This window comes from Vagococcus fessus (assembly GCF_003987565.1).
GTDB classification, from domain to species: domain Bacteria; phylum Bacillota; class Bacilli; order Lactobacillales; family Vagococcaceae; genus Vagococcus_D; species Vagococcus_D fessus.
Genome location: NZ_NGJY01000005.1, coordinates 72,617 through 95,943, shown reverse-complemented (window position 1 = coordinate 95,943; position 23,327 = coordinate 72,617). Strand labels below are relative to the sequence as shown.

The 23,327-nt window shown below is 36.2% G+C and carries 27 protein-coding genes and 1 other annotated feature; of the genes, 2 read left to right on the top strand and 25 right to left on the bottom strand.

The annotated features are described in order from the left end of the window. Nucleotides 1-84: 84 nt before the first annotated feature. From rpoZ to CBF31_RS10535, 5 genes are all read right to left on the bottom strand, one after another. Nucleotides 85-390, bottom strand: coding sequence for a DNA-directed RNA polymerase subunit omega (rpoZ, locus tag CBF31_RS10555; RefSeq protein WP_126832808.1), 306 nt, complete (start codon nucleotides 388-390; stop codon nucleotides 85-87). A 4-nt stretch (nucleotides 391-394) separates the two neighbouring features. Continuing rightward, nucleotides 395-1,009, bottom strand: a complete 615-nt coding sequence (gene gmk / locus CBF31_RS10550; protein ID WP_126832806.1) for a guanylate kinase — start codon at nucleotides 1,007-1,009, stop codon at nucleotides 395-397. Between the two features lie 106 nt (nucleotides 1,010-1,115). After that, complete coding sequence (locus CBF31_RS10545) at nucleotides 1,116-1,994, bottom strand: YicC/YloC family endoribonuclease (protein ID WP_126832804.1); 879 nt, start codon at nucleotides 1,992-1,994, stop codon at nucleotides 1,116-1,118. Nucleotides 1,995-2,036: 42 nt separating this feature from the next. Further along, the gene (locus CBF31_RS10540) at nucleotides 2,037-2,258 is read right to left on the bottom strand and encodes a YdbC family protein (protein WP_126832802.1); all 222 of its coding nucleotides are present in this window, start codon (nucleotides 2,256-2,258) and stop codon (nucleotides 2,037-2,039) included. Continuing rightward, nucleotides 2,242-4,017: a patatin-like phospholipase family protein gene (locus CBF31_RS10535; protein WP_126832800.1), complete on the bottom strand. Its 1,776-nt coding sequence runs from the start codon at nucleotides 4,015-4,017 to the stop codon at nucleotides 2,242-2,244. Before CBF31_RS10535 ends, CBF31_RS10540 begins: the two co-directional genes overlap by 17 nt. Before the next feature lie 180 nt (nucleotides 4,018-4,197). Here CBF31_RS10535 and CBF31_RS10530 point away from each other — a divergent pair, with 180 nt between their 5' ends. Beyond that, nucleotides 4,198-4,581, top strand: coding sequence for a hypothetical protein (locus CBF31_RS10530; protein WP_126832798.1), 384 nt, complete (start codon nucleotides 4,198-4,200; stop codon nucleotides 4,579-4,581). A 28-nt stretch (nucleotides 4,582-4,609) separates the two neighbouring features. On the opposite strand, the gene acpS is transcribed toward CBF31_RS10530, so the two are convergent. From acpS to CBF31_RS10505, 5 genes are all read right to left on the bottom strand, one after another. Continuing rightward, a complete protein-coding gene (gene acpS, locus CBF31_RS10525; protein WP_126832796.1) occupies nucleotides 4,610-4,960 on the bottom strand; it encodes a holo-ACP synthase in 351 nt (116 codons plus the stop codon). A gap of 83 nt (nucleotides 4,961-5,043) precedes the next feature. Continuing rightward, on the bottom strand, nucleotides 5,044-6,675 hold the full coding sequence (gene cshA, locus CBF31_RS10520; protein WP_126832794.1) for a degradosome RNA helicase CshA: 1,632 nt from the start codon (nucleotides 6,673-6,675) through the stop codon (nucleotides 5,044-5,046). A gap of 144 nt (nucleotides 6,676-6,819) precedes the next feature. Then, entirely contained in the window at nucleotides 6,820-8,199 is a 1,380-nt protein-coding gene (locus CBF31_RS10515; protein WP_126832792.1) for a UDP-N-acetylmuramoyl-tripeptide--D-alanyl-D-alanine ligase, read from the bottom strand. 60 nt (nucleotides 8,200-8,259) lie between these two features. Then, a complete protein-coding gene (locus CBF31_RS10510) occupies nucleotides 8,260-9,309 on the bottom strand; it encodes a D-alanine--D-alanine ligase (protein ID WP_126832790.1) in 1,050 nt (349 codons plus the stop codon). 110 nt (nucleotides 9,310-9,419) lie between these two features. Further along, nucleotides 9,420-10,199 (bottom strand): hypothetical protein, encoded by a 780-nt coding sequence (locus tag CBF31_RS10505; RefSeq protein ID WP_126832788.1) that lies wholly within the window; start codon nucleotides 10,197-10,199, stop codon nucleotides 9,420-9,422. Between the two features lie 233 nt (nucleotides 10,200-10,432). Here CBF31_RS10505 and CBF31_RS10500 point away from each other — a divergent pair, with 233 nt between their 5' ends. Further along, complete coding sequence (locus tag CBF31_RS10500) at nucleotides 10,433-11,179, top strand: class A sortase (RefSeq protein WP_126832786.1); 747 nt, start codon at nucleotides 10,433-10,435, stop codon at nucleotides 11,177-11,179. Nucleotides 11,180-11,189: 10 nt separating this feature from the next. Here CBF31_RS10500 and CBF31_RS10495 read toward each other — a convergent pair whose 3' ends face one another. The 15 genes from CBF31_RS10495 to CBF31_RS10425 form a co-directional block, all read right to left on the bottom strand. Next, complete coding sequence (locus CBF31_RS10495; RefSeq protein ID WP_126832861.1) at nucleotides 11,190-11,648, bottom strand: YaiI/YqxD family protein; 459 nt, start codon at nucleotides 11,646-11,648, stop codon at nucleotides 11,190-11,192. A gap of 67 nt (nucleotides 11,649-11,715) precedes the next feature. Next, the gene (locus CBF31_RS10490; protein WP_126832784.1) at nucleotides 11,716-11,949 is read right to left on the bottom strand and encodes a Veg family protein; all 234 of its coding nucleotides are present in this window, start codon (nucleotides 11,947-11,949) and stop codon (nucleotides 11,716-11,718) included. A 130-nt stretch (nucleotides 11,950-12,079) separates the two neighbouring features. After that, nucleotides 12,080-12,655 carry a sigma-70 family RNA polymerase sigma factor gene (locus CBF31_RS10485; protein WP_126832782.1) on the bottom strand — a complete coding sequence of 192 codons (576 nt, stop codon included), beginning with the start codon at nucleotides 12,653-12,655 and terminating at the stop codon, nucleotides 12,080-12,082. A gap of 132 nt (nucleotides 12,656-12,787) precedes the next feature. Beyond that, nucleotides 12,788-13,309, bottom strand: a complete 522-nt coding sequence (locus tag CBF31_RS10480) for an NYN domain-containing protein (protein WP_126832780.1) — start codon at nucleotides 13,307-13,309, stop codon at nucleotides 12,788-12,790. Between the two features lie 33 nt (nucleotides 13,310-13,342). Continuing rightward, nucleotides 13,343-14,224 (bottom strand): 23S rRNA (guanosine(2251)-2'-O)-methyltransferase RlmB, encoded by an 882-nt coding sequence (gene rlmB / locus CBF31_RS10475; RefSeq protein ID WP_126832778.1) that lies wholly within the window; start codon nucleotides 14,222-14,224, stop codon nucleotides 13,343-13,345. Nucleotide 14,225: 1 nt separating this feature from the next. Further along, on the bottom strand, nucleotides 14,226-14,621 hold the full coding sequence (locus CBF31_RS10470) for a Mini-ribonuclease 3 (RefSeq protein WP_245977960.1): 396 nt from the start codon (nucleotides 14,619-14,621) through the stop codon (nucleotides 14,226-14,228). 2 nt (nucleotides 14,622-14,623) lie between these two features. Continuing rightward, on the bottom strand, nucleotides 14,624-16,036 hold the full coding sequence (gene cysS, locus CBF31_RS10465; protein WP_126832773.1) for a cysteine--tRNA ligase: 1,413 nt from the start codon (nucleotides 16,034-16,036) through the stop codon (nucleotides 14,624-14,626). A 64-nt stretch (nucleotides 16,037-16,100) separates the two neighbouring features. Beyond that, nucleotides 16,101-16,327, bottom strand: a binding site (T-box leader). Nucleotides 16,328-16,330: 3 nt separating this feature from the next. Continuing rightward, nucleotides 16,331-17,794: a glutamate--tRNA ligase gene (gene gltX / locus CBF31_RS10460; protein ID WP_126832771.1), complete on the bottom strand. Its 1,464-nt coding sequence runs from the start codon at nucleotides 17,792-17,794 to the stop codon at nucleotides 16,331-16,333. Next, nucleotides 17,787-18,281: a 2-C-methyl-D-erythritol 2,4-cyclodiphosphate synthase gene (ispF, locus tag CBF31_RS10455; protein ID WP_126832769.1), complete on the bottom strand. Its 495-nt coding sequence runs from the start codon at nucleotides 18,279-18,281 to the stop codon at nucleotides 17,787-17,789. The genes gltX and ispF overlap by 8 nt, the downstream gene beginning before the upstream one ends. Nucleotides 18,282-18,302: 21 nt before the next feature. Continuing rightward, nucleotides 18,303-19,382: a PIN/TRAM domain-containing protein gene (locus tag CBF31_RS10450; protein WP_415674427.1), complete on the bottom strand. Its 1,080-nt coding sequence runs from the start codon at nucleotides 19,380-19,382 to the stop codon at nucleotides 18,303-18,305. A gap of 47 nt (nucleotides 19,383-19,429) precedes the next feature. Beyond that, nucleotides 19,430-20,800 (bottom strand): DNA repair protein RadA, encoded by a 1,371-nt coding sequence (radA, locus tag CBF31_RS10445; protein WP_126832765.1) that lies wholly within the window; start codon nucleotides 20,798-20,800, stop codon nucleotides 19,430-19,432. Between the two features lie 150 nt (nucleotides 20,801-20,950). Then, complete coding sequence (locus CBF31_RS10440) at nucleotides 20,951-21,478, bottom strand: dCTP deaminase/dUTPase family protein (protein WP_126832763.1); 528 nt, start codon at nucleotides 21,476-21,478, stop codon at nucleotides 20,951-20,953. A gap of 2 nt (nucleotides 21,479-21,480) precedes the next feature. Beyond that, nucleotides 21,481-22,590 (bottom strand): VanZ family protein, encoded by a 1,110-nt coding sequence (locus CBF31_RS10435; RefSeq protein ID WP_126832760.1) that lies wholly within the window; start codon nucleotides 22,588-22,590, stop codon nucleotides 21,481-21,483. 119 nt (nucleotides 22,591-22,709) lie between these two features. Further along, nucleotides 22,710-22,946, bottom strand: a complete 237-nt coding sequence (locus CBF31_RS10430) for a metal-sensing transcriptional repressor (RefSeq protein WP_126832859.1) — start codon at nucleotides 22,944-22,946, stop codon at nucleotides 22,710-22,712. Between the two features lie 49 nt (nucleotides 22,947-22,995). After that, on the bottom strand, nucleotides 22,996-23,301 hold the full coding sequence (locus CBF31_RS10425; RefSeq protein ID WP_126832758.1) for a rhodanese-like domain-containing protein: 306 nt from the start codon (nucleotides 23,299-23,301) through the stop codon (nucleotides 22,996-22,998). Nucleotides 23,302-23,327: the final 26 nt, after the last annotated feature.

The following is a 23,327-nucleotide window of genomic DNA, read 5'->3' as shown; positions in this document are numbered from 1 at the left end:
TATAACAGGCCTATTCCCTAGTAATTCTAATGAAAAATAAATAAAAACAGGACTCATAACTACAAGTCCTGTTTACTAACGGTATTAACCTTGGTGTTCCATTTTAATTTTAGCTTCTAATTCAGCAGTTTCACGGTCTTTAACCGCTTTACGTTCTTCTTCTTTACGCTTTAATAATTCACGTTTTAATTCAGGGTTAGGGTCAACAACCACATCACCTGCATCGATTTCTTCCAAAGCACGGCCTACATTTTTTACTGAGTCAAAATTTTCTAGCATAGGAGTTGCTCCTGCCTCTAATTCGTGAGCACGTTTACTTGCAAGAATAACTAATGAATATTTTGAATTTACTTTTTCTAATAATGAGTCAATCGACGGTTTTAGCATCATTTGGCTACAGCTCCTTTATCATTTTAATATAGCGATGAATTACGCGATCAACACGCAAATGTTCACTGTTAATAATTTCTTTAATACGAGAAACAGCATTAGCCACTTCATCATTTACAACGGCATAGTCATAATGACTCATCATCTCAATTTCAGATACCGCAATACGCATGCGTTCTTCAATTACTGATAATTCATCAGTTCCACGGCCCACAATTCTTGATTTCAACTCAATCAAATCAGGTGGTGTTAAGAAGATGAAGACGCCATCCGGAACCTTCTCTTTAACTTTCATCGCCCCTTGGACCTCTATTTCAAGAAAGACATCTTTCCCTTGTTCTAATGTTTCATTAACATATGTCAAAGGCGTGCCGTAATAATTACCTGCATACTCTGCATACTCTAACATTTGACCAGATTCAATTAATGCTTCAAATTCTTCACGTGTACGGAAGAAATAATCAACACCTTCAACCTCGCCTTTTCTCATTTGACGTGTCGTCATTGAAATCGAATATTCGAAATCCGTGCCTTCACTTTCAAAAATAGCTTTTCTGACTGTCCCTTTACCTACTCCCGAAGGACCAGATAGGACTATTAACAACCCTTTTTCTGTCATAGTGTCGTCCCTTTCAACTAATCGTATATCTAATTAGTTTATGATATTTTCGGAACTTCTTCAAGTCTTTTCTGCCTAATCTAGCTAAAAACTTATTAAGGTACCACTATTCGATATTCTGAATCTGCTCTCGGATTTTTTCAAGAATGGTCTTCATTTGTACCACACTCTCTTTGATCTCGATTTGAGTTGATTTAGAGCCAATCGTATTCACTTCTCGGTTCATCTCCTGAATAACAAAATCAAGCTCACGTCCAACACCATGTGTCACGCCCAATAACTCTCTCATTTTGTCACTGTGAATAACCAAACGGTCTAATTCTTCATTAATATCGCCACGCTCTAATAATAACACAACCTCGGTCAACAAACGACTTTCATCAAGGGTGTCGCCTAATAATTCTAATACTTTTCCTTCGAGTCTCTCACGATAAAGCGGTTCGCTTGCTAATGCGCATGCCTTTACTTGTTTCAAATACCCCTCAAAATCGAGTAAATACTCGTCTAAAACAACCTTAATCCCTGACCCTTCACTCTCTCTGCTCTTTAACAATTCTACACTTGCGGCTTCGATAGTTTCTAATAATAGCGCCTCACAAGTCGTTTCGTCATCATTTTCCACAACTTCAAAAAATGACTCTTGTTTAATTAAACCCGATAAAATTGGAGATAAATCTAACTTACTATGATAACGTTTTTCAGATGCTTCCGTTAATTGTTCGACCAAACTGTCCATAAGGTCCCAATTCACTTGAAGTTCTTTCTTCTTTGCACCTAGTGTTTGCACTGTGACAAAACACTCTAACCTCCCGCGCGAAAAATACCCCTTTAAAATACGTCTTATTTCCATTTCTAAATGATTATACTCACGTGGTAGTTTTAATTGTATGTCCAAGAACCTATGATTTACTGCTTTAATTTCAACAGCCACTTGATACTCTTCATTCGCTATACTTTTTTTACCAAAACCGGTCATACTCTTCATGCGACAGGGCTCCTTTTTATCATCTAACTATCACTTACCTTATTATTCCATATCCAATAATGCTTTTTTTAACTCTGCTAACTCTTCATTACTTAAGGTTACACCTTTCCCCATTTTTTCATGGTCAGGTGCCCATTCACGTAAGTCAAATTTTGGTGGTCGTCCATTCCAACTGATTAAATTTAGCTCCTTACGCCAACCTTTCGGATTTTCTGAAAGAACACCAATTTCTTCTATAATTTCATAACTAAACTCTTGTGCCATCTTTTTTTTCCTCCTCATCCAGAGTCATTTCAAGCCAATTAATTACTTTTGCAGCTAAATAAATTTTTGGTGCAAAGGTAATAACTGAACTCAATTTCCCTTCTTTTTCTTTTGATTTCAACAATCGATTGAGATAAATAACTTGTTGTTTTTCACTCGGAAGGGGGAGTCCATCAATGTAGTCTTTCAGCCATTCATTCAAAGATAACAACATTGATTCTTCCTCCCCTAACCCTCCTTGCCAATCTGTTCTCAACTGCTCTTTGACAGCGTCTAAGAGCGTTTCTACAGTATAAAGCCGAGTGGGTAATACCCCCACAATTTTTGCAACAAATTCTAAGATAAACAAACCTGATGTTTCTATAGTTACCCTGTCATTATAAAACTTACGTATTTTTGTCACAAAACTTTGAATAAGTTGATCCGTTTCTAAAACTTCTCTTTCATTTTCTGACAAATTAAGCTCAATAGCTTCTACTAGCCAGTCATAAATTTGAACAACGGACTCATCTGTTAATTCATGATCAAATGTGTACCAATGTCCACAGTACTCACCGAAAGCCTTCTTAGCCTCCAAATAACCTAAATCAATGTTAAATTGTGACCTAGCACCATCAAATAACAGAACAGTACCTAGACTCCATGGACTAGAAATAGTAATTTGAGGTAAACTTTCTTTATACGAATGAAGTTTAGTTACGCCAGGACCTTTCACATTTACAACAATCAATTCAGTTGCACCATGTTCCAATGCAACATCTACTGGTATGTTATTTCTATAACCACCATCGACATAATAGGTCCCGTTTATTTCCGTCGCTTCCATCGCGGGAAAAAACGAAGCTGATGCCAACAACCAATTTGAAAATTCTCCTTTTGGTGTTTCTTTAAGCGGTATAACAACCTCTTTCATGAGTGGTAACTGAGTAGTACAGAGATACAATTCTTTAGGTTGATTATACATTTTCTCATCATCAATCAACTCTAGTATTAACTCTTTAAGAGGTTTTGTGCTTACGCCTTGATTTTCAATAGCAGATTTCACAAGATTTTGAACCTCTTTTAACATTTTTTGCAATGAAAAGTTATCGTCATTCTGGTTACCTTGATAACTTAAAATTTTCCCTGTATCAATTTCAGCCCACATCTTTTTCGCTTGTTCATAATCTCCTTGTAATATAAGTCCACCGTTAAGTGCTCCAACAGAGGTCCCACAAACCAATTCAAACTCAATCCCCATCTCTTCCAAAGCTTTCCAAACACCAACCTGATAAGCGCCTCTTGCACCACCACCAGCCAATACTAAACCTGTATGAAAGGATAACGTTTTCGAAAGAATATACTCACCTTGAGAAATTTGTGAAAACTCATAACCTAGAATCTTAGATTTCGCCACGATAGCTACGTCATTTATTGCGAGTTTAATCTCTATATGTTTAAATCGATTTGTTTTAGCAGTTGATTCTAACATTTCTAGCCAAAAAGTAATGCCTTTATTTTTCTTTAGCTTACTTGGTAAAATTAAAAAATCTGTCACAATCATCGTGTCTTCATAAAGCTCATACCCGATCACACCGACTAATTTATTTCCATCCTCAACACCCATGACTTTTACAGTATCCAAAGATGACATTAATCTGTCTACAATTCTTTTTCTTGCTACTCCATGCGAGGGACAATGCGGAAAAAGTTGTGTCATTTTTTTACCAACCTGTATCAGTTCACTTTCATTGTAACAATTCAATTTAATAATTCTCATATTACGTCCCCCTTAAAACACTACTAAATAAAGTATAGCACACCTATTAGAGCAGGTGAATTCCCAACTCTACTAGGTAATACAAGGCAACCGTAAAGAAATAGTAATATATTTGACTTATTAATCACCTTTTTTGTATAATATGTTTAACTAACAAAACAACCGTCGGAGGTGAGTTATTTGGCAAAAGAAACATCAATCAAAAATATGAAACAATTAACAAAAAAGATTTCTGACTCTTCTCAAAAATTTCTCGCATCCTTTTTAGATGATAATCCTAAACTTAGGAAAGAACAGGCTCAACTTTTAAAACAAATCGATATAGCCTGTTCACAACAATCATTCGTTGTCCTTCAGCTTGCTAACAAGCGAGAAGCAACAGAATCTGCTTTTGAAACGACATATGGCAAGCTAAAACGCAGCCCGAATAATACTGATATGGTTATATTAACCGATGAACAAACTGACAAAATCAGAATGATTCCTGTCAGACATATCAAAAAAATAAGTTTCTTAAAATCTAAGCAAACTGATACTTCTCAACAACAATTAGAAAAAAGCTAACTCCAGTTTATCGAGTTAGCTTTTTTTATTATCCTTCTAAAATAATTTGTGCTATAGCTACATCAGCAGTATGAGAAATAGACACCCAACACTTTCCCTCAAAAGGCGACTTTGTCACAACAGGTTGACCTGACTCAAGCGATAAAACCTCAATGTCTTGAAATCCAACCTCCCCAATTCCTGTCCCATAAGCTTTAGAAAATGCTTCTTTACAGGCAAATCGACCAGCCAGAAACTCGACTTTACGCTTATCACCCAACGACTCAAATACCTTAACCTCATTTTCAGTTAAGACACGTGAAATAAATAATGGTTTATCTGAAACGATTGTTTTCATACGATCTATCTCTACTACATCTAATCCAATCCCTCTTATCACTTAACATCCCTCGATTCTACGATTCCTTTTCCATTATACAAAAAAACGGTGAAAGTAGAAACTTTCACCGTTTTAAAATTTAATTATTTGTTACCAGTTCTGATAACGAAATCGCGTTTCCCTTTTTTAGGGTTGCCGCCACCTTTGTTAGCATCAGACTTACGAGGTTCTGAACGACGACGTTCGCCACCTTGTTGTTTGTCTTTATTTTCCCAGTTACGACGACGTTCGCCACCGCGATTGCCTTCTTTATTATCTTTTCCACGGCCTTCGCCACGTCCACCACGGTTGCCGCCTTCACGGTTTCCACGGTAGTTACCGCCACGGCTTCCGCCACCACGATTACCGCCACGGCTTCCGCCGCCACGGTTTCCACCACCGCCACGTTTACCACCAGGTAATGGGCGTTCTGGAGTGATTTTAACTGGTACTTCAGTTGAACTTTCTTTAGCAACAGTTTTAATTAACATTCCTGCTAATTCTTCTGCTGAATATTGAGCAACTAAATCACTAGCAGCTGTCGTATATTCTTCTAAGTCAGCACCTTCGAATTGTGATTGAATTGTTTCAATCGCAGCTCCGATTTGTCCAGCCATTGCTTCTTTTTGTGAAGGTGGACGTAATGGTGTCATTTTTTTCTTAGTTAAGTTTTCAATAACGTTTAAGTAGCTCATTTCGTTTGGTGTTACAAATGTAACTGAAAGACCTTCTTTACCAGCACGACCAGTACGTCCAATACGGTGAACGTAGCTTTCTGGATCTTGTGGAATGTCATAGTTGTATACATGAGTAACGCCTGAAATATCTAAACCACGTGCTGCAACATCTGTCGCAACTAAGATATCTAATTGGCCACCTTTAAACGCACGTAAAACGCTCATACGTTTTTGCTGTGATAAATCACCATGGATTCCTTCAGCTTTGTAACCGCGTAACTCTAAACCACGTGCTAATTCATCAACACGACGTTTTGTACGACCAAAAACAATTGTAAGTTCTGGTGTTTGAACATCTAATAAACGAGTCATGATATCGAATTTTTCGAAATCTTTACTACGTACATAGTATTGATCAATTAAATTAGCTGTCATTTCTTTATTTTTAATGGCAACGTGCTCAGGGTTCTTCATGAACTTAACACCAATACGTTTAATTGGGTCAGGCATAGTTGCTGAGAATAATAATGTTTGACGAGTTGCTGGAACTTTAGAAATAATCATTTCGATATCTTCCAGGAATCCCATGTTTAACATTTCATCTGCTTCATCTAAAACTAATGTTTCAACAGTTTCTAATTTTAACGTTTTACGGTTAATATGATCAATCAAACGACCAGGTGTTCCGACAACAATGTGCGGACCATCTTTTAATGTACGGATTTGGCGACCGATATCAGCCCCACCGTATACCGCTTGAACGCGGATTTTTTTATCTTTACCTAAACGGAATAATTCTTCTTGTGTTTGGATTGCTAACTCACGTGTTGGCGCAATAACTAAACCTTGAACCATACGTTTACTTGTATCAATCTTCTCTAACATCGGCAACCCGAATGCAGCTGTTTTACCAGTACCTGTCTGTGCTTGACCAATAACGTCTCTTCCTTCTAATGCTAAGGGAATAGTACCAGCTTGAACTGGTGTTGCTTCTTCAAATCCCGCACGGGTAATAGCTGCTAGTAATTCAGGTGATAAATCTAATTCTTCAAATTTCAAATGATATCCTCCTAATGTCTTTACGATCATTATATTTATTATTTATTTACATATATCCACACAGAATCCCTCTGTGTATTTATTAAATGTCCACATCTGTCCAAGTATAGCATGGACTATTAGCATTTACAATGAAAAGAGCTTTTAATTTTCAACAAGCTTTTCAACTATTTCAATTAATTTCATGCTGTTGCTTCCTTTAAGAACAACCATATCTTCTGATTCCAATTGCTCTTTAACAGCTTTAGCTAACTCTTCTTTTTCTTCTGGAGCGTAGTGATGCAGTCGTGTTTCAGGGAATTCTTCTTTAAGTTTATCAGCTAATGCTGCCATCTGAGTTCCATATAAGTAAACGTGAGCGATTTTATCCGCATGAATAAACTCCGCAATACTTTCGTGTAATTCCTTCGCAGTATCACCTAATTCTCCCATATCTGCTAATACTACTAATTTTTCACCTTCACAAGGAAGACCTTCAAACGCTTGAAGAACCAATGACATCGCAGTTGGATTAGCATTGTATACGTCACTTAATATTTCAGCGCCATTAGCTGCTGTTAACCACTCAGTACGACTTTGAGTTAGGTTCATCATCATTAAACCCTTGGCAATCTTATCTGCTGATAGTCCAAAATAGTCCCCAATAGTCGTCGCAATTAGAGCATTTTTCACGTTATAACTTCCTAATACTGGAATAGTTAAAACTTGATCTGCTGTTAAATTAACAGTAAATGACGTGCTTGTTCGTGTTTCTTCTGTAATGAGCCCTTTAACATCACTAACTTCGTCAAAGCCAAATGTTTTAACTTCTTGTGATGTTTCTTCTAAGAATGACTCTAATAGAGGTTCATCACTTGGAACAACAAGCAATCCCTCTTTTTTAAGACCTGATGTAATCTCCATTTTAGCTTGGGCAATCCCCTTACGAGTACCTAAGAATTCAAGGTGTGACTCCCCAATCATAGTAATAGCCGCTACATCTGGTTCACCGATTAAACTTAATTCTTCAATCTCATTAAATCCGTTCATACCCATCTCTAAAACAAGCATCTCTGTATCTGATGGCATGCTCAAAATAGTGTAAGGCAAGCCAATTTGATTATTAAAATTCCCTTGTGTTTTGTATGTTTTGAATTGTTGTGAAAGTACCCCCTCCACCATATCTTTAGTCGTTGTTTTACCATTACTTCCCGTAATTCCAATAACTTTTGGTCCAATTTTTTTCAAATAGAATTTTGCTATTTCTTGCATCGCTACTAGCGTATCTTCTACCACTAATGTTGGGATAACTTGGTTTTCAACACCTTGATTAGCAGCCCATAATGACAATACTGCACCGTTATCGGCAGCTACCTTAATAAACTCATGCCCATCTCTTGCACCACCTTGTAATGGTACAAATAGTGATCCTTCTGTTACTTTTCTAGTATCAAATTCTACTGAATTAATTGTTAAACTTTCCCATTTCTGCCAGTCATTTTTGGCATCTACCACTTTAGCTAATTCTTTAATTGTTATTGTCATCTTAATTGTTCACCCTTTACCAAAAAAAACTGAACGATTGGCGTTCAGCTTTTTATTTTGTTAGTCATGTGTAATTGATAATGCTTGGCGTTGCTTGTGGCGCATTAAACCTAGTTGAATTAATTCTTCAATCAAATCACCATACTTAATCCCCATATTTTCCCATAATAATGGATACATACTAAATGGTGTAAAACCAGGCATAGTATTAACTTCATTCAAGAATAATTCATTATTACTTGTTAAGAAGAAATCACAGCGACTTAACCCACTGCCGTCTAAAGATAGATAAGCCTGTTTAGCATATTGACGGGCTTTTTCATGTACTTCTTCCGGAATATCTGCCGGAATTTGAAGTGTCGCACTATTATCTAAATATTTAGATTCATAGTCATAAAAATCTACAGTTTTTACAACTTCACCTGCTAATGTTGTTCTTACCTCTTCATTACCTAACACAGCGATTTCGATTTCACGTGCCTCAATCCCTTGCTCAACGACCACACGTTGGTCATACAAGAAGGCTTCATTAATAGCCGCCTCTAGAGAATCTCTATCTTCAGCCTTATTAATTCCAACACTTGACCCCATATTAGCGGGTTTGATGTACATTGGGTAAACTAACGACCCCTCACATTGGTTAAAGATTTCTTCAGGTGTTTCTTTCCAGATTGTTTTAGAAACTGAAACATAAGGCACTTGAGGAATACCAATTTGTTGCAGGATATATTTTGTCATAATTTTATCCATACCACACGCACTAGCTAAAACACCAGCACCAACATATGGCATATCTAAAACTTCAAGTAACCCTTGAACTGTACCATCTTCACCATTTGGTCCATGTAAGACAGGAAAGACAATGCTATTTTCCTCTTTAATATCTGAAGGTTGAATTACTTGGCCAGTTTCTGCAGTTAAATATAACTCATCTTGAGTAGCTGGAGCTGACTTCACTAATGGACCTTTTACCCACTCGCCCTCTTTTGAAATATATATCAATTGAACATCATAATAATCATAATAAAATGCTTTTAGCATCGAAAAAGTTGATAAAACTGAAATATCATGCTCTGCACTTTTCCCACCATATAAGATAATAATTTTCACTTAATGTTCCTCCTTAATAAACTCGACTGTCTCATTATACCAATATTTTTTTACAAAAAAAAGCCTAACTCAGTGGTTTTTGTTTTCACATATGATACAAGCCCTCTTAGTTAAACTTTTGATATCCCTTGAATCAACCATGTATCCGTCACTTCTATCGTCCATAACATAGATGATGTCGAATATACAATTTGTCCAACTCGATTTTCTTCACGCAAGTCACGATCAGAAATATTTCTTATACGGTCTTCAACGACATACAAAGGAATGATATAATCCTCTTCTTTTGTACCCGCCTGTCTTACATCCAGCACTAACCCCTCTTGAAAGGCAGTTTTCAACACTTTAACTTTTTCAAATTCTATTTTGCTAACCGTTACTGGTTTTTTAAACAACCCTTTTTTATGATTGATTTTATCAAACACGATATTCTCGAGCTTCGCACTGATAATTTTGTAAAAATCATCCATTCGACGATAAAACACTTTTGTTAAATCATCAGGCTTTTCAAAATACACAAAATTATTTTGAAGCTTATAAAAAAATGGTGAATGAAGTTGTGAACTCATGTGTCCAAAGTATAAAAGCTCTGCGATTTCCATCGGTGTCAACTGTTGGATAAGGTTAATATCTTTAAAATCAATCCATTTCACTTCAGATTCTCGTTGCTTTGATTTTTGGAAGAAATAACGAAGCACCTGATTTTGACCACGAATCACTCGCAAACCTGTATGCGGTTCGTATTCGCCGTCATTCTCATGAGGGTCAAGTAGTAAAATGTTTTCCGGAATATCAAATACTGATGATGAAAAATCATGAATATTTAATCCCCTAGAAAAAAGCGAATTCGATATTGTATCCAAGTGAATATATATATAATTAAGCGACATTTTCTACCCTCCTCTACTTTATTTTCATTATAATCCTATTCTACCTTATTTATGAACTAAAATGGTTTAATTATTAATTAAATTTTCATTACATTAGCAATTTTTTTCATTTTTTCAAGAAATAACTTTGTAATAATTTTCTCTTTTAAAATAATCATTTATTTAAGATGCACTTTGTTAAAAGTTAGCGTATAATCAAGAAGAACATATAAAATAGGAGGTTTAAAAAACACATGTCACGTCAACAACACAAAAAAAAGAAGTCTAAAGGTCGGATTATAAAAAATATTTTAATCAATCTGCTCCTTTTAATTATGTTACTAATAGGGTTACTCCTAATATTCAATAATAAAGTAAAAGACGTCATCGTTGAAAAAACAACTGAAAAATATAAAGTCCATCAAGTCACTCCTGAACAAATCAAGAAAAATGAAAAACAAGAAGACGTTTCATTTGATTTTAAAGATGTTGTTTCATTAGATTTAGAAACTGTCGTATCTTCAAGATTCATCGGTTACCAAACAGCTTATACAATTGGTGGTATAGCGATGCCTGAGATTGGTTTGAATTTACCTATCCTAAAAGGTGTCGATAATTATTCTCTAATCGTTGGTGCTGGAACAATGAAAGAAGATCAAAAAATGGGAAAAGGTAATTATGCGCTAGCTAGTCACAATATGTTAGAACGCAACTTACTCTTCGGTGCATTAGTTAACGCTCAAATCGGACAAACTATTTACCTAACAGATTTAGAGAATATTTATGTTTACACTGTTACCTATAAAGAATACGTTGAACCTACTCGTACTGACCTTATTGAAGATCACAAAAAGAAAACTGAAGTAACACTAGTTACTTGTGATGCGACTGGGGCTAATCGCCTAATCGTCCAAGGAGAGTTTGTTAAAAAAGTTAAAAATAAAGATGCAACGAACGATATGTTTAATGCGTTCGAATTAGAAACAAATACTTATAAATAAAAAAGAAAGCCTACGAGAGGCTTTCTTTTTTATTTTGAATCAACCTTATTAGTAACCTTCTGAACTTTTGACGATCTTCATCTGTAAATTTTTTTGGCCCCTTAGTTCGTTGCCCTGCTTTTCTAAGTTTAGCACTCGCAAACCTAGTTTCTAGCATCATATCAATTTTATAAGAGTCATATTCAAAACCTGTATGATGACACACATGAACCCCTTTGGGTAAAGCCAGAGAAGCTAAACCATAGTCTTGCGTTACTAAAATATCCGATTTCTTTAACAATGCTACTAATCTAAAATCAGCAGAGTCTGCCCCTTCATCTACATATACAACTTCAACATGCGTCGGTAATTCCTTTTCAGAGTAATGAGATAAACTAGTAACTATCATGACTTTCTCATCATATTTCTCTGCTTCTTCCATAACAACCTTTTTCACAGGACAAGCATCCCCATCTATAAATATCATAATGTCCTCATTTCTATCCAAAATAAAAAGCCCTTACGTACTAGGCTCGTTATCTAAAACTATCTTGCATTTACGAAAAATCTACTTCTACTGTTTGAGTCAAAATATCAGTATAACTATAAGAAACACGTTCTCTTGAATCGCCTTCCTCATCCAAATCAACAATAAAAACTGCTGGATAAGTTTCAGTCAAAATACCTGAATGTTTTGTTTGGCGTTTTCTACCTGTCTGAGCAACTAATGTGATTCGACTACCGATATGACTCTCCATCTTCTTCTTGATCGTTGACAACGTTGTTGGCATTTATTTCACCTCTAACATAACCGTAACACATTTTTATGAAAATTACAAGTTTATCACATTTTTTATTGAAATGCAATACACTTTCGACTATAACTAACACCTTTAAATGAGAGAGAATATAGGTTATAGACTAGCTAGTTATATTCTTTAACTTCCTTCTGGCACGGTCTATCCCGTTTTTTACTTTTTCTTCAGAGCACTCTGTCATTATAGCTATCTCACTTAATGGCACAGAGGTTAAGTAACCCAATAGAACTAGGCATTCAAAATTAGATAAACACTGACAATAGGTTGCTAATTCACCACGTAAAACAATCAAATCACCAACATAATCAGTTGGTTCTTCTTTAACAGTTCCCACAAGTTCCTCTTTTATACCCACTTCATTTTCCAGCGAAGTAGCTAATACATCCATTCGTCTTTTAAACGCATTCTGTTTTCTAAGTAAACTATAAATACGACGTGTCATATTTTTTTTGAAATAGGCACCAAACGTAATCCCAACATCCTCGCGATAACTTTCAGCAGACTGAAGCAGACATAGTCTGCCTTCTTGCTGCCAGTCCTCAAAATCCAAATCTTTTACGCTATATATTTGCCTTAACTTATACACGACCGGTTGATATTTATCAAACAACAAAACTAGTGCATCACTATTACCATCTTTAGCCAACGCAATACACCTATTCAACTCTTTATTGGTCATTGGTTAATTTCTCCATAGTCCTAAATTACAAGTGTTCTTCGCCTGATTTAAGTGTCAACATTTGAATCTCTCTCATTTTGAGGTCATCATACCACTTTTTCACGTTCTTAAAAAGCGAACATTAAAAAAAAACTACTGAGATAAATCTTCCAGTAGTTTGTCTAATTTATTTAATTGTTCAGGACGCCATGTTCCTGCTCTTCGCTGATTTTGATAGTGATAGTCTTTTGTATCGTTAACAATAGCTACTTTCGTTTCTTCTAAATCACGCCACAATTCTTTAGCCGATTGCCTAAGCGCTCCTTTAGAAAAAACAAGCCACTGCTCCGCTAAGTCACTTGTCGCCACTGTCACCAACGTCAACCTCGAGACCAATTCACCTGCGCGACGCTCAATATACGTGTCTGCCGTTTCATCAATCCCTGTGAATACAACCGTCAATTGATATTTCCGGTACTCTTTAGAAAGCCCAGGAACGAACTGAGCATCAAATACTACAATCACTTGAATATCATGGTACTTCGCATAATTAGATAATTTAAATAACAGTAAATCACGTGCATCTTCCATCTTATCTTGATTCTTAAGCGTGACTAGTTCTGGCCACGCTCCAATCATATTATAACCATCTACTAACAGTATTTGACGTTTCACTTCATCCCCTCCTTTCTTTTTTATCCAACATGTTTAGTTCATTCGTTTACGGAATACTTCGTACATCAATAAACCTGCTGCTACGCTAGCATTTAGACTTTGGACATGTCCTACCATGGGAATAGATAACATTTCATCTACTTCTTTTTTCAAAATTGGCGACATGCCTTTCCCTTCATTTCCAATAATCAAAGCTAACGACCCTGACACGTTCCATTTTTCATAACTTGTCCCAGTCATATCTGTCCCAAAAATCCAAAAACCAGCCGATTTAAGTGTCTGAACAGCTTGCTTTAAGTTCGTTGCACGTGCCACTGGGATATGTTCCACCGCACCTGTAGAAGTCTTAGCCACAACAGAGGTAATTCCAACTGCTCTGTGTTTAGGAATAATAACACCATCTACCCCTGTAGCATCTGCTGTTCTTAAAATCGAACCAAAGTTATGTGGATCTTCAATACCATCTAAAATTAAAAAGAACGGTTCTTCTTTCTTCTCTTTCACTTGAGCCGTTAATTCTTCAACCGTTAAGTATTCGTATTCCGTAATCCCTAATACAATCCCTTGATGAACAGCACTATCTGTTAATTTATCTAACTTTGTTTTAGGTGCCCAAGAAATCGGCACTGAAAATTCAGCTGCTAAGTCTTTTAGCTCCTGTGTTTTAGGTCCTTTTAAATCATCTTGTAGGAATAATTTGTTTCCACGATTGTTTTTCAAAGCTTCTATAACCGCATGTCTTCCAAACGCAAAATCCTCTGACCCTTGATTTGACTCTTCTGTAACTTCTTCTACCTCACGTCCAATCGAGCGTCCACCACGTCTATCCTGACGATCATCACGTCCACCTCGACCGCCTTTGTCAAAACGGTGCTTTGTTTGACGTTTTTTCTTCCCTTGAAAATCATTTGCCATCTTATCGTTCCCCTATCTTCTTAATACACCAAGCCACTAATTCCTCTAAACGGTCTTTTTGTTCCGTTAAGTGCAAGTAACCAAACAAGGCTTCAAACCCTGTTGAGATACGATACGTTGTGACATCTGCATTTTTTGCTGACGTATGACTTTTAGCATTACGTCCACGTTTGTACATTAGCATCTCTTGCTCAGATAACACTTCAGCTGCTAGCATCTCTTGCATTAAATAACATTGAGACTTCGCCGAAACATATTTTGTCGCTGTTTTATGCAACATATTCGGTTTTGTTAATCCTTCTTTGATTAGATACTCACGAATATAAATTTCATAAATCGCATCACCTACATAAGCTAAAGCCAAACCATTCAAAAGCGTATAATCTTGTTTTGCCATAATTAACTTCTTCTCCATCTCGTTCCTTGGGCTGTATCTTCTAAGATAATCCCTTGGTCTTTTAATAAATCTCTAATTTCATCACTACGTGCAAAATTACGATTAGCTCTCGCTTCATCACGTTCTACTAATAGTTGATCAATCATTTCATCTAATAACTCGTCTTCGCTAGAAAAAGCAACACCGAAAATAGTTAACCATTCTGTTAATAATTCTGTCGCTTTTGTCATTATAACAGATGACACTTCTTGGCGTTCGCTATATTGATTTAACCATTTAACAAGTTCATATACAACTGTTAAGCCATTCGCCACATTAAAATCATCATCCATCTCTTCAATAAAGCGTTCTGTTAATGCTACTAGTACCGCTTCATCTTCATTATCTACTTCTAAACCAGATACGCCATCTTTCATTCTAAACGCCACATTATCTATAGCTGTTTTTATCTTCTGTAGGTTATTCTCAGCTTCTGTAATCGTTTCTTCAGTAAATGGCAGCGGGCGACGATAGTGTGTACTCGCTAATGCAAAACGAACACTCGCAGCATGTCCCTCTTTAATATAATCATGAGCTGTGACAAAGTTACCTAGTGATTTACTCATCTTCTCACCTGAATCTCCAACCGTTACATAACCGTTATGCATCCAATAATTCGCAAAGGTTTGACCCGTCTTCGCTTCACTTTGAGCAATCTCATTTTCGTGATGTGGGAAAGCTAAATCTTGCCCTCCACCATGAATATCAATCGTATCGCCTAAAAGCTTTGTTGCCATTACAGAACATTCAATATGCCAACCTGGTCTCCCTTGTCCCCAAGGCGACTCCCAAGATACTTCTCCTTCTTTAGCAGCTTTCCAAAGTGCAAAATCAATCGGGTCTTCTTTCTTCGCTTGCTCATCACCTGTTCGGTTACTTGCACCTACTTCAAGCTCATCCAATGACTGGTCGCTCAACTCGCCATAGCCTTCAAACTTTCTTGTACGATAATACACATCGCCCGCTGATTCATAAGCAAAGCCTAGTTTAATTAAACCTGATACAAAGTCGATAATATCATCCATATGGTCAATAACACGGGGATGATGACACGCTGGTTTCACATTTAAAGCAGCTGTATCTTCTTTAAATGCTGCAATAAATTGATCTGCTAATTCTTTCGGTGTCATATCTTGTTCTTTTGCTGTACGAATAATTTTATCATCAACATCCGTAAAGTTAGAAACGTAGTTAACCTCATAGCCTCGGTACTCTAAATATTTTCGAACAGTATCAAAAGCAATGGTACTGCGCGCATTTCCGATGTGAATGTAATTATAAACAGTCGGTCCACACACATACATCTTCACTTTACCCTCTTCTAAAGGTTTAAATTCTTCTTTTGTACGAGTTAATGTGTTATATATTTTTAACATAATAATCTGCTCCTTTTTTATTATTTCAAATAAAAAACGCGTCTTTCTGCTTGGCCTAGCCAAACAAAAAGACGCGCTACACGTGGTTCCACTTTTCTTATTTGTTACCTCACAGCAACAAATATCTTTTGTGTCTAACGACCACCCGCCGTTTCAAGTTACTTGTCTCAAACAAGATGTTCACCTGAACCACTCAAAGAGGCATTTCACCAAGTTCCAACATCTGCTTACACCACGCGCAGACTCTCTAAAGATGGTCTCTTGATTACTTCTTCTTTTCTATGTGTTTTATTTTTAACCTAATGCTTTTGTTAAATGGTCTAATGTTTTTTCTTTACCTAATAATACGATTGTATCACCTAGTTCTGGGCCATGCATCTCACCTGAAACAGCGACACGAATTGGCATGAATAGGTTCTTACCTTTAACACCAGTTTCTTTTTGAACAGCTTTAATTGCCGCTTTAATTCCTGGTACATCGAAGTCTTCAAGAGCTGCGATTTGTTCTTTAAATGCTGTTAAAACAGTTGGAACTGTTTCGCCGGCTAACACTTCTTTCGCTTCATCACCTGCTACTGGATGTTCGCCGAAGAATAATTCTGATAATTCAACGATTTCAGCTGCATAACTCATTTGTGGTTGGTATAGGCTTACTAATTTTTTAACCCATTCCATTTTTTCAGGTGTTGGATTTTCTTCAATACGCCCAGCTTTAACTAAATGAGGTAATGCCATCTCTGTCATCACGTCTAAATCTAATTGTTTGATATATTGATTGTTAATCCACTCTAATTTTTTAGCATCGAAAGCTGCTGGTGATTTACTTAAACGATCAGCATCGAACATTTCGATAATTTCTTTTTCGCTGAAGATTTCATCTTCACCAACTGGAGACCAACCTAATAAAGCAATAAAGTTAACCATTGCTTCTGGTAAGTAACCTAATTCACGGTATTGTTCGATAAATTGTAGGATCGATTCATCACGTTTACTTAATTTTTTACCAGTTTCGCTATTGATGATTAATGTCATGTGACCGAATACTGGTGCTTCCCAACCTAGTGCTTCATAAATCATTAATTGTTTTGGTGTATTTGCAATATGGTCATCTCCACGTAAAACGTGTGTAATTTCCATTAAATGATCATCCACTGCTACTGCAAAGTTATAAGTTGGCATACCATCACGTTTTAAGATAACAAAATCTCCACCAATACTTGATGAATCGAATGAAATATCACCTTTAACTAAATCGTTAAACTTATACTCTTTATTTTGAGGAACACGGAAACGAACAACTGCTTCGCGGCCTTCAGCTTCATAGGCTGCTTGTTGTTCAGGTGTTAAGTTGGCACACATGCCATTGTAACGAGGCATTTCACCACGCGCTTTTTGAGCTTCACGAACTTCTTCTAATTCTTCTTCTGTTGCATAACATTTGTAAGCTAAATTGCTTGCAAGTAATTGATCGATTAATGGCAAATAGATTTCAGCACGTTCTGATTGACGGTAAGGTCCATATTCACCTGGATTTTCTGGACTCTCAGCCCAATCCATTCCTAACCAAGCTAAGTTTTCTAGCTGGCTTTTTTCTCCGCCTTCGATGTTACGTTTTAAATCGGTATCTTCAATACGGATAATGAAATCTCCATCATGATGTTTTGCATATAAATAGTTAAATAATGCTGTTCTTGCATTACCGATGTGTAAATGTCCTGTTGGACTTGGCGCGTAACGTACACGTACTTTTTTAGTCATTTTCTATTCCCACTTTCTTAGTTTTTAATATGGCCACAGCCAACGAACCTATTCCTTCTTCACGTCCAACGAAGCCCATGGTTTCCATCGTTGTCGCTTTTAGATTAAGTTGTTGGGTTGTTATCTTACAAACAGTTGTTATGACTTTCTTCATATCAGTTAGATAGGGTAACATTTTTGGCTTCTCTGCTAAAATTGTACAATCTATATTGCCAATAGTAAAGCCTTCTTGTTCGATTTTACAACAAACTTCCTTTAAAAGGTCTACCGAAGAGGCTCCTTTTACTTTTTCATCGGTTTCAGGAAAGACTTGTCCTATATCACCGAGAGCAGCTGCACCTAATAACGCGTCAATAATGGCATGAATTAAGACATCTGCATCAGTTACACCTAGTAAGCCTTTTTCATAAGGAATCTCGATACCTCCAATGATACATTTGCGTCCTTCTACTAACTCATGAACATCAAACCCTTGACCTATTCTCATTAAGCGCACTCCTTTTGTCTGTTATTTCTCAGAGTTATTTAACCCTCTCTGCATATGGGCTGGTTTTGCAAAAATCATGCGTCCAGCTGCCGTTTGAAGGGCACTAGTTACAACGACTTCAATTTCTTTATTCATGTAATGTTGACCGTCTTCAACGACAATCATCGTCCCATCATCCAGATAAGCGACACCTTGTTGTCTTTCAGTCCCATCTTTAACAACTAGGACACGCATGTTTTCACCCGGTATAACAACTGGTTTAACTGCATTGGCTAACGCGTTAATATTTAAGACTGGAACATTTTGAAATTCAGCTACTTTATTTAAGTTGAAGTCATTCGTGACAACAACGCCATCAAGCATTTTTGCTAATTTTAATAACTTACTGTCAACCTCAGCAATATCCTCAAAGTCACCTTCATACATTTCAACTTGAACTGATTCTTCTTTTTGTAGAGAGTTTAGGATATCTAACCCCCTACGACCACGAACACGCTTCAAACTGTCACCTGAATCTGCAATATACTGTAACTCATACAATACAAAATTCGGAATTAATAACACGCCTTCAATAAAACCAGTTTTAGCCACATCATAAATACGGCCATCAATAATAACACTTGTATCTAATATTTTATACTTATGGTGTGTGTCTGTTACTTTACGTTCCAACACTTCTTCTGTTTGTTTTTTATTTTTAGGAAAGAAAATCTTTTTCCACTCTTCTTTTTTCAATGTTCCCACTTTAAAACCTAAGTATCCTAGAATAAATAGAATAAAAGTTGGAATAACATTACTTACTATTCTGATATTTAAATTAAATAACGGCATCGAAGCCAGTACACCTAACAAAAGTCCCATTGCAGTTCCGACTGAACCAAATAACAAGGACTCCAAACTCTGACCAGTTAGTGCCACTTCTGCTTTCTTCACCATTGCAATGATGTATCTTCCAAAAATAGCCCATATGAATAATGAAATAAGAGCACCAATTAAACCATTTGTAAAATAATTGTTTACGACAAGGTTGTCACCCACGCCTAACGTTGTCCATGCCGACGGTAAAAAGGTAATCCCTAAACTTAAACCTAATACTAACATCAATCCTATAAAAATCTTTTTAACCAAGGGGATTCCTCCTTTATTCTTTATTTAAAAATTTTATGTAGCGCTTCGCCTAACGTAGCTACACCAATCACTTCTATACCTTTTGGTGGTTCCCAACCATGTAGATTATTTTTAGGAATGTACATACGTTTAAATCCTAATTTTTGAGCTTCTCCTACACGTTGTTCAATTCGGTTTACACGGCGTATCTCACCCGTCAACCCAATTTCTCCTACAAAACACTCTGAAGGTAATGTTCCTTTTTCTTTATAACTTGAAGCTATTGCAACTGCAATTGCCAAATCAATAGCGGGTTCATCTAACTTGGCCCCACCTGCTGCTTTCAAATAAGCATCTTGGTTTTGAAGAAGTAAACCTGCACGTTTTTCTAATACTGCCATGATAAGTGATACACGGTTGTAATCCAAGCCAGTTGATGTTCTTTTGGCATTACCAAAGACACTTGGTGTTACTAATGATTGAATTTCAACTAGAATAGGACGCGTCCCCTCCATTGCAACTACAATCGCTGAACCTGTAGCACCGTCAATTCGTTCTTCTAGGAAGGCTTCTGATGGATTAGCAACCTCAACTAAGCCAATTTCTTTCATCTCGAATATCCCTATTTCATTCGTTGACCCGAAACGATTTTTAACAGCCCTTAGTATTCTAAATGTATGATGACGGTCACCTTCGAAATACAATACGGTATCTACCATATGCTCTAACATTCTTGGGCCTGCAAGTGAGCCTTCTTTTGTTACATGGCCCACGATGAAAATAGCAATTTGATTCGTTTTTGCAATCTGCATCAGTTCAGCCGTTGTTTCACGAACTTGACTAACACTACCCGTCGCACTCGATATATCAGGTTGCATCATAGTTTGGATTGAATCAATGATGACATAATCTGGTGACTCATCTTCAATTGTTTGACGAATCGCTGACATATCTGTTTCTGGGTAAACATAAAAATCATTTCCCGAAATACTTAAACGCTCTGCACGCATCTTAATTTGTTCAGCACTCTCTTCACCTGAAACATATAACACTTTACCGCCGCTCAAATGTAGTTGTTGTGAGACTTGTAATAACAGTGTTGATTTACCGATACCTGGATCTCCACCAATTAAGACTAGGGAGCCTGGTACAACCCCACCACCTAAAACACGGTTCAACTCTTCTAACTGCGTTTTAACCCGTGGTTCTTTTTGTGAAGTAACGTCACTTAATTTCTTTGCAGTTGTTCGTTTGCCTTCTAAACTAACACGACTATTTCTAGCCGGCTCTTCTTGTATTTTAACTTCTAACATCTCATTCCAAGCGCCACAATTGGGACACTTTCCTAAATACTTAGGAGAAATATACCCACACGCTTGACATTCAAAATGTGTTTTTGCTTTTTTTGCCATAACGTCCCTCTTTTTCTGTATAATTCTTTTTATTATACTCTTTCATTTTAACATAATTCATGCACTCTAGTCCTTAATAACAGTACGTTTAAAATGAATTTAATCATTTTTAATACTAAAAAAACCAGACACATTGTCTGGTTTTTTTAGTTACTGACCTGAAGACCCAAATCCACCTGTTCGCTCAGTTGAACTTTCATCTTGATCTGCTTTTAAAAACGGTAAGAAGATCCCTTGTCCAATTCGTTCACCTTTTTTTATCATCTTATCTGTTAAACCAAAGTTTAAAAATTGAAACATAATATGTCCTTCGTTTGCTTCATTCCCATAATAATCACTATCGATAACACCTACACCATTTCCCATTAATAAGAAATTTTTCAAAGGATTGCTCGAACGATTACATAATTGTAAATATTCTTCATCTCCCATATAGGCTTTAATTCCTGTTGGAACTAAAACAGGTTTAACTTCTTTTCTTAACGTATCATCAACTAAAACTTCTTCACCTTTTAAAACAGCTTTTAAAACAGTTCCAATACCTTGTTTCCAAATTGTTGGAATAACAATATCCTCAGCTGCTTCAAAATCATAACCTGCTGCACCTTTAGTTGCTCTTACAGGAAGATTAATCGACTCATCAAACGTTGATACTTTTTCAAACCCTCTTTTTTTCAATTTTAATGCCTACTTTCATTTCTAATTTCATTATATTCCACCTTAATTCCACTTTTTTCATTATAATAAGGGGCTGCTGCTCCTTTGAGCCATTTCATAATAATATCAAAATAAATAATGATCCATAATATCATTGTAACAAAGAAAAAAATCACCTGAACATTAATCATTAAATTATCCACAGAAGGAATACTGCATATCCAAACTGCAAATTCATTAAACCATAACGGAACAAATATTAATACCATTCTAACCATATAGGGGCAAAATCGCTTTGTTTTATCAGGAATCAATTTTACATTTAAGATGAGTCCACCTAACGTTTTACCTTCAAAAAATCTCGGCATTGCAACACTTATTATAAAATAAAAAATAGTACTAAGTGTCAATTTAAACCATGGTCCACCTGTCCCAATAAACGAATTAGTAAAAATAGCCAGAATATTAGCAATCAGTATCGTTAAATACAACTCCACCATCTGTATCGTATAATCAGCATTCGTATACTCTCTTGCATCAGCCAAACGAATTTTCCAATCCGGCATAAAAAATAGTAAGCCTGGTGCTAATCCATATCCAATAATTGCTCCTAACGTATTTAACCAAAGGTCATCTACATTAAATAAACGAATAGGTTTTGCTTGCAAACCAAATATTCCGGTTAGTTGTGAAAGTTCAAAAAAGAGAGAGACTAAAAAACCAATCCCTGCTATTTTAAGCCAACTCTTTTTTTCTTTTTGTGTTAAAACATAATAGTAAATCCCTAATGGAACCATCATCAACGTATCAAAAATCATTTGATAGAATGCAGATACTACCCAAGCCTCTTCAGATGATCCCCTCAACGCTTTAAGTATCTCAAAAGGTCGTAACTGCGCTCGTCCCACACCTTCTATAGCAAGTTTTTCTTGATAATCATTGTGAATAGGTAAGGATACTACTATATATGTCACTATTAGATAGATGACTAATGTCATTATCGTCGCTTTTTTACTAAACTTAATTGAGCCTGAATGTCTGTATTGACGAATTATTCTCGGAACTATTAAAACAGTTGCTATAATTAAATACCCTGCGACTAACATAATAATCGGTTTTATATGCGGGCTCATTCGCCACCTCCCAATCGACTTTTTATTTTACTATTCATTGTAGCACTGAATCTTAAAAGTCGAAAGAATAGATTTATAAAATCAATAAAAAAAACAACACCTTTCACATAAGTGTCGTTTTATTTTTTTTCAATTATCTTCATAGCTTGCTCTAATCTTTCTTGTTGAGCCTGTTCATTTTCTAAAGGATACTCCAGACATTGCTTTAAATTTTCAGCTGCCATCACACCCATTACCTTATCAATACTTGAACGTATCGCTGATAGCTGGATCATGATATCATAACATTCCTTTTCTTCAGCCATCATTTTCTGTACACCACGCATCTGGCCCTCTAAGCGTTTTAACCGATTCATAATCTTAGGATCACACTTTTTTTCCACTTTAATACTCACCTTTTTTTCTTTACTTTTTACCTGTTTTAATAGGTCCTTGCCACATCATCATTCCACCTTTAACGTTAATGGCTTCGATATCCATTTTTTTCAAGCGTGTTGCTGCATTTTTACTACGCATACCTGATTGACAAATAACATGAACAGGTCCTTTTCCTTTGTAAGTCTGGATAATGCCTAGTGGTATATTTTTAGAACCTGGAATATGACCTGCTTCAAACTCATTTGGCTCTCTAACATCTAAAATAGTAGCTTTACTTCCTAATTGTTGCAATTCAGCACCTGTAATACTTGGAATTTTATTAAATAAAAACATCGACTCACTCCTTTTCTTTTCTTCTT

Coding starts and splice junctions, on each gene's coding strand:
- gltX (WP_126832771.1), bottom strand. CDS start 17,794: ATGACTAAAAAAGTACGTGTACGTTACGCGCCAAGTCCAACAGGACAT.
- CBF31_RS10535 (WP_126832800.1), bottom strand. CDS start 4,017: ATGAGAATTATTAAATTGAATTGTTACAATGAAAGTGAACTGATACAG.
- CBF31_RS10500 (WP_126832786.1), top strand. CDS start 10,433: ATGTCACGTCAACAACACAAAAAAAAGAAGTCTAAAGGTCGGATTATA.
- cysS (WP_126832773.1), bottom strand. CDS start 16,036: ATGTTAAAAATATATAACACATTAACTCGTACAAAAGAAGAATTTAAA.
- CBF31_RS10435 (WP_126832760.1), bottom strand. CDS start 22,590: ATGAGCCCGCATATAAAACCGATTATTATGTTAGTCGCAGGGTATTTA.
- CBF31_RS10485 (WP_126832782.1), bottom strand. CDS start 12,655: ATGACCAATAAAGAGTTGAATAGGTGTATTGCGTTGGCTAAAGATGGT.
- CBF31_RS10505 (WP_126832788.1), bottom strand. CDS start 10,199: ATGTCGCTTAATTATATATATATTCACTTGGATACAATATCGAATTCG.
- rpoZ (WP_126832808.1), bottom strand. CDS start 390: ATGATGCTAAAACCGTCGATTGACTCATTATTAGAAAAAGTAAATTCA.
- rlmB (WP_126832778.1), bottom strand. CDS start 14,224: ATGGCAAATGATTTTCAAGGGAAGAAAAAACGTCAAACAAAGCACCGT.
- CBF31_RS10540 (WP_126832802.1), bottom strand. CDS start 2,258: ATGGCACAAGAGTTTAGTTATGAAATTATAGAAGAAATTGGTGTTCTT.
- CBF31_RS10425 (WP_126832758.1), bottom strand. CDS start 23,301: ATGTTTTTATTTAATAAAATTCCAAGTATTACAGGTGCTGAATTGCAA.
- CBF31_RS10490 (WP_126832784.1), bottom strand. CDS start 11,949: ATGCCAACAACGTTGTCAACGATCAAGAAGAAGATGGAGAGTCATATC.
- CBF31_RS10450 (WP_415674427.1), bottom strand. CDS start 19,382: ATGTTAGTATTAGGTTTAAGTTTAGGGATTACCTTTTTACCGTCGGCA.
- CBF31_RS10515 (WP_126832792.1), bottom strand. CDS start 8,199: ATGACAATAACAATTAAAGAATTAGCTAAAGTGGTAGATGCCAAAAAT.
- ispF (WP_126832769.1), bottom strand. CDS start 18,281: ATGAGAATAGGTCAAGGGTTTGATGTTCATGAGTTAGTAGAAGGACGC.
- CBF31_RS10545 (WP_126832804.1), bottom strand. CDS start 1,994: ATGAAGAGTATGACCGGTTTTGGTAAAAAAAGTATAGCGAATGAAGAG.
- radA (WP_126832765.1), bottom strand. CDS start 20,800: ATGGCAAAAAAAGCAAAAACACATTTTGAATGTCAAGCGTGTGGGTAT.
- CBF31_RS10470 (WP_245977960.1), bottom strand. CDS start 14,621: ATGGCAAAACAAGATTATACGCTTTTGAATGGTTTGGCTTTAGCTTAT.
- CBF31_RS10430 (WP_126832859.1), bottom strand. CDS start 22,946: ATGAATCGGTTAAAACGCTTAGAGGGCCAGATGCGTGGTGTACAGAAA.
- gmk (WP_126832806.1), bottom strand. CDS start 1,009: ATGACAGAAAAAGGGTTGTTAATAGTCCTATCTGGTCCTTCGGGAGTA.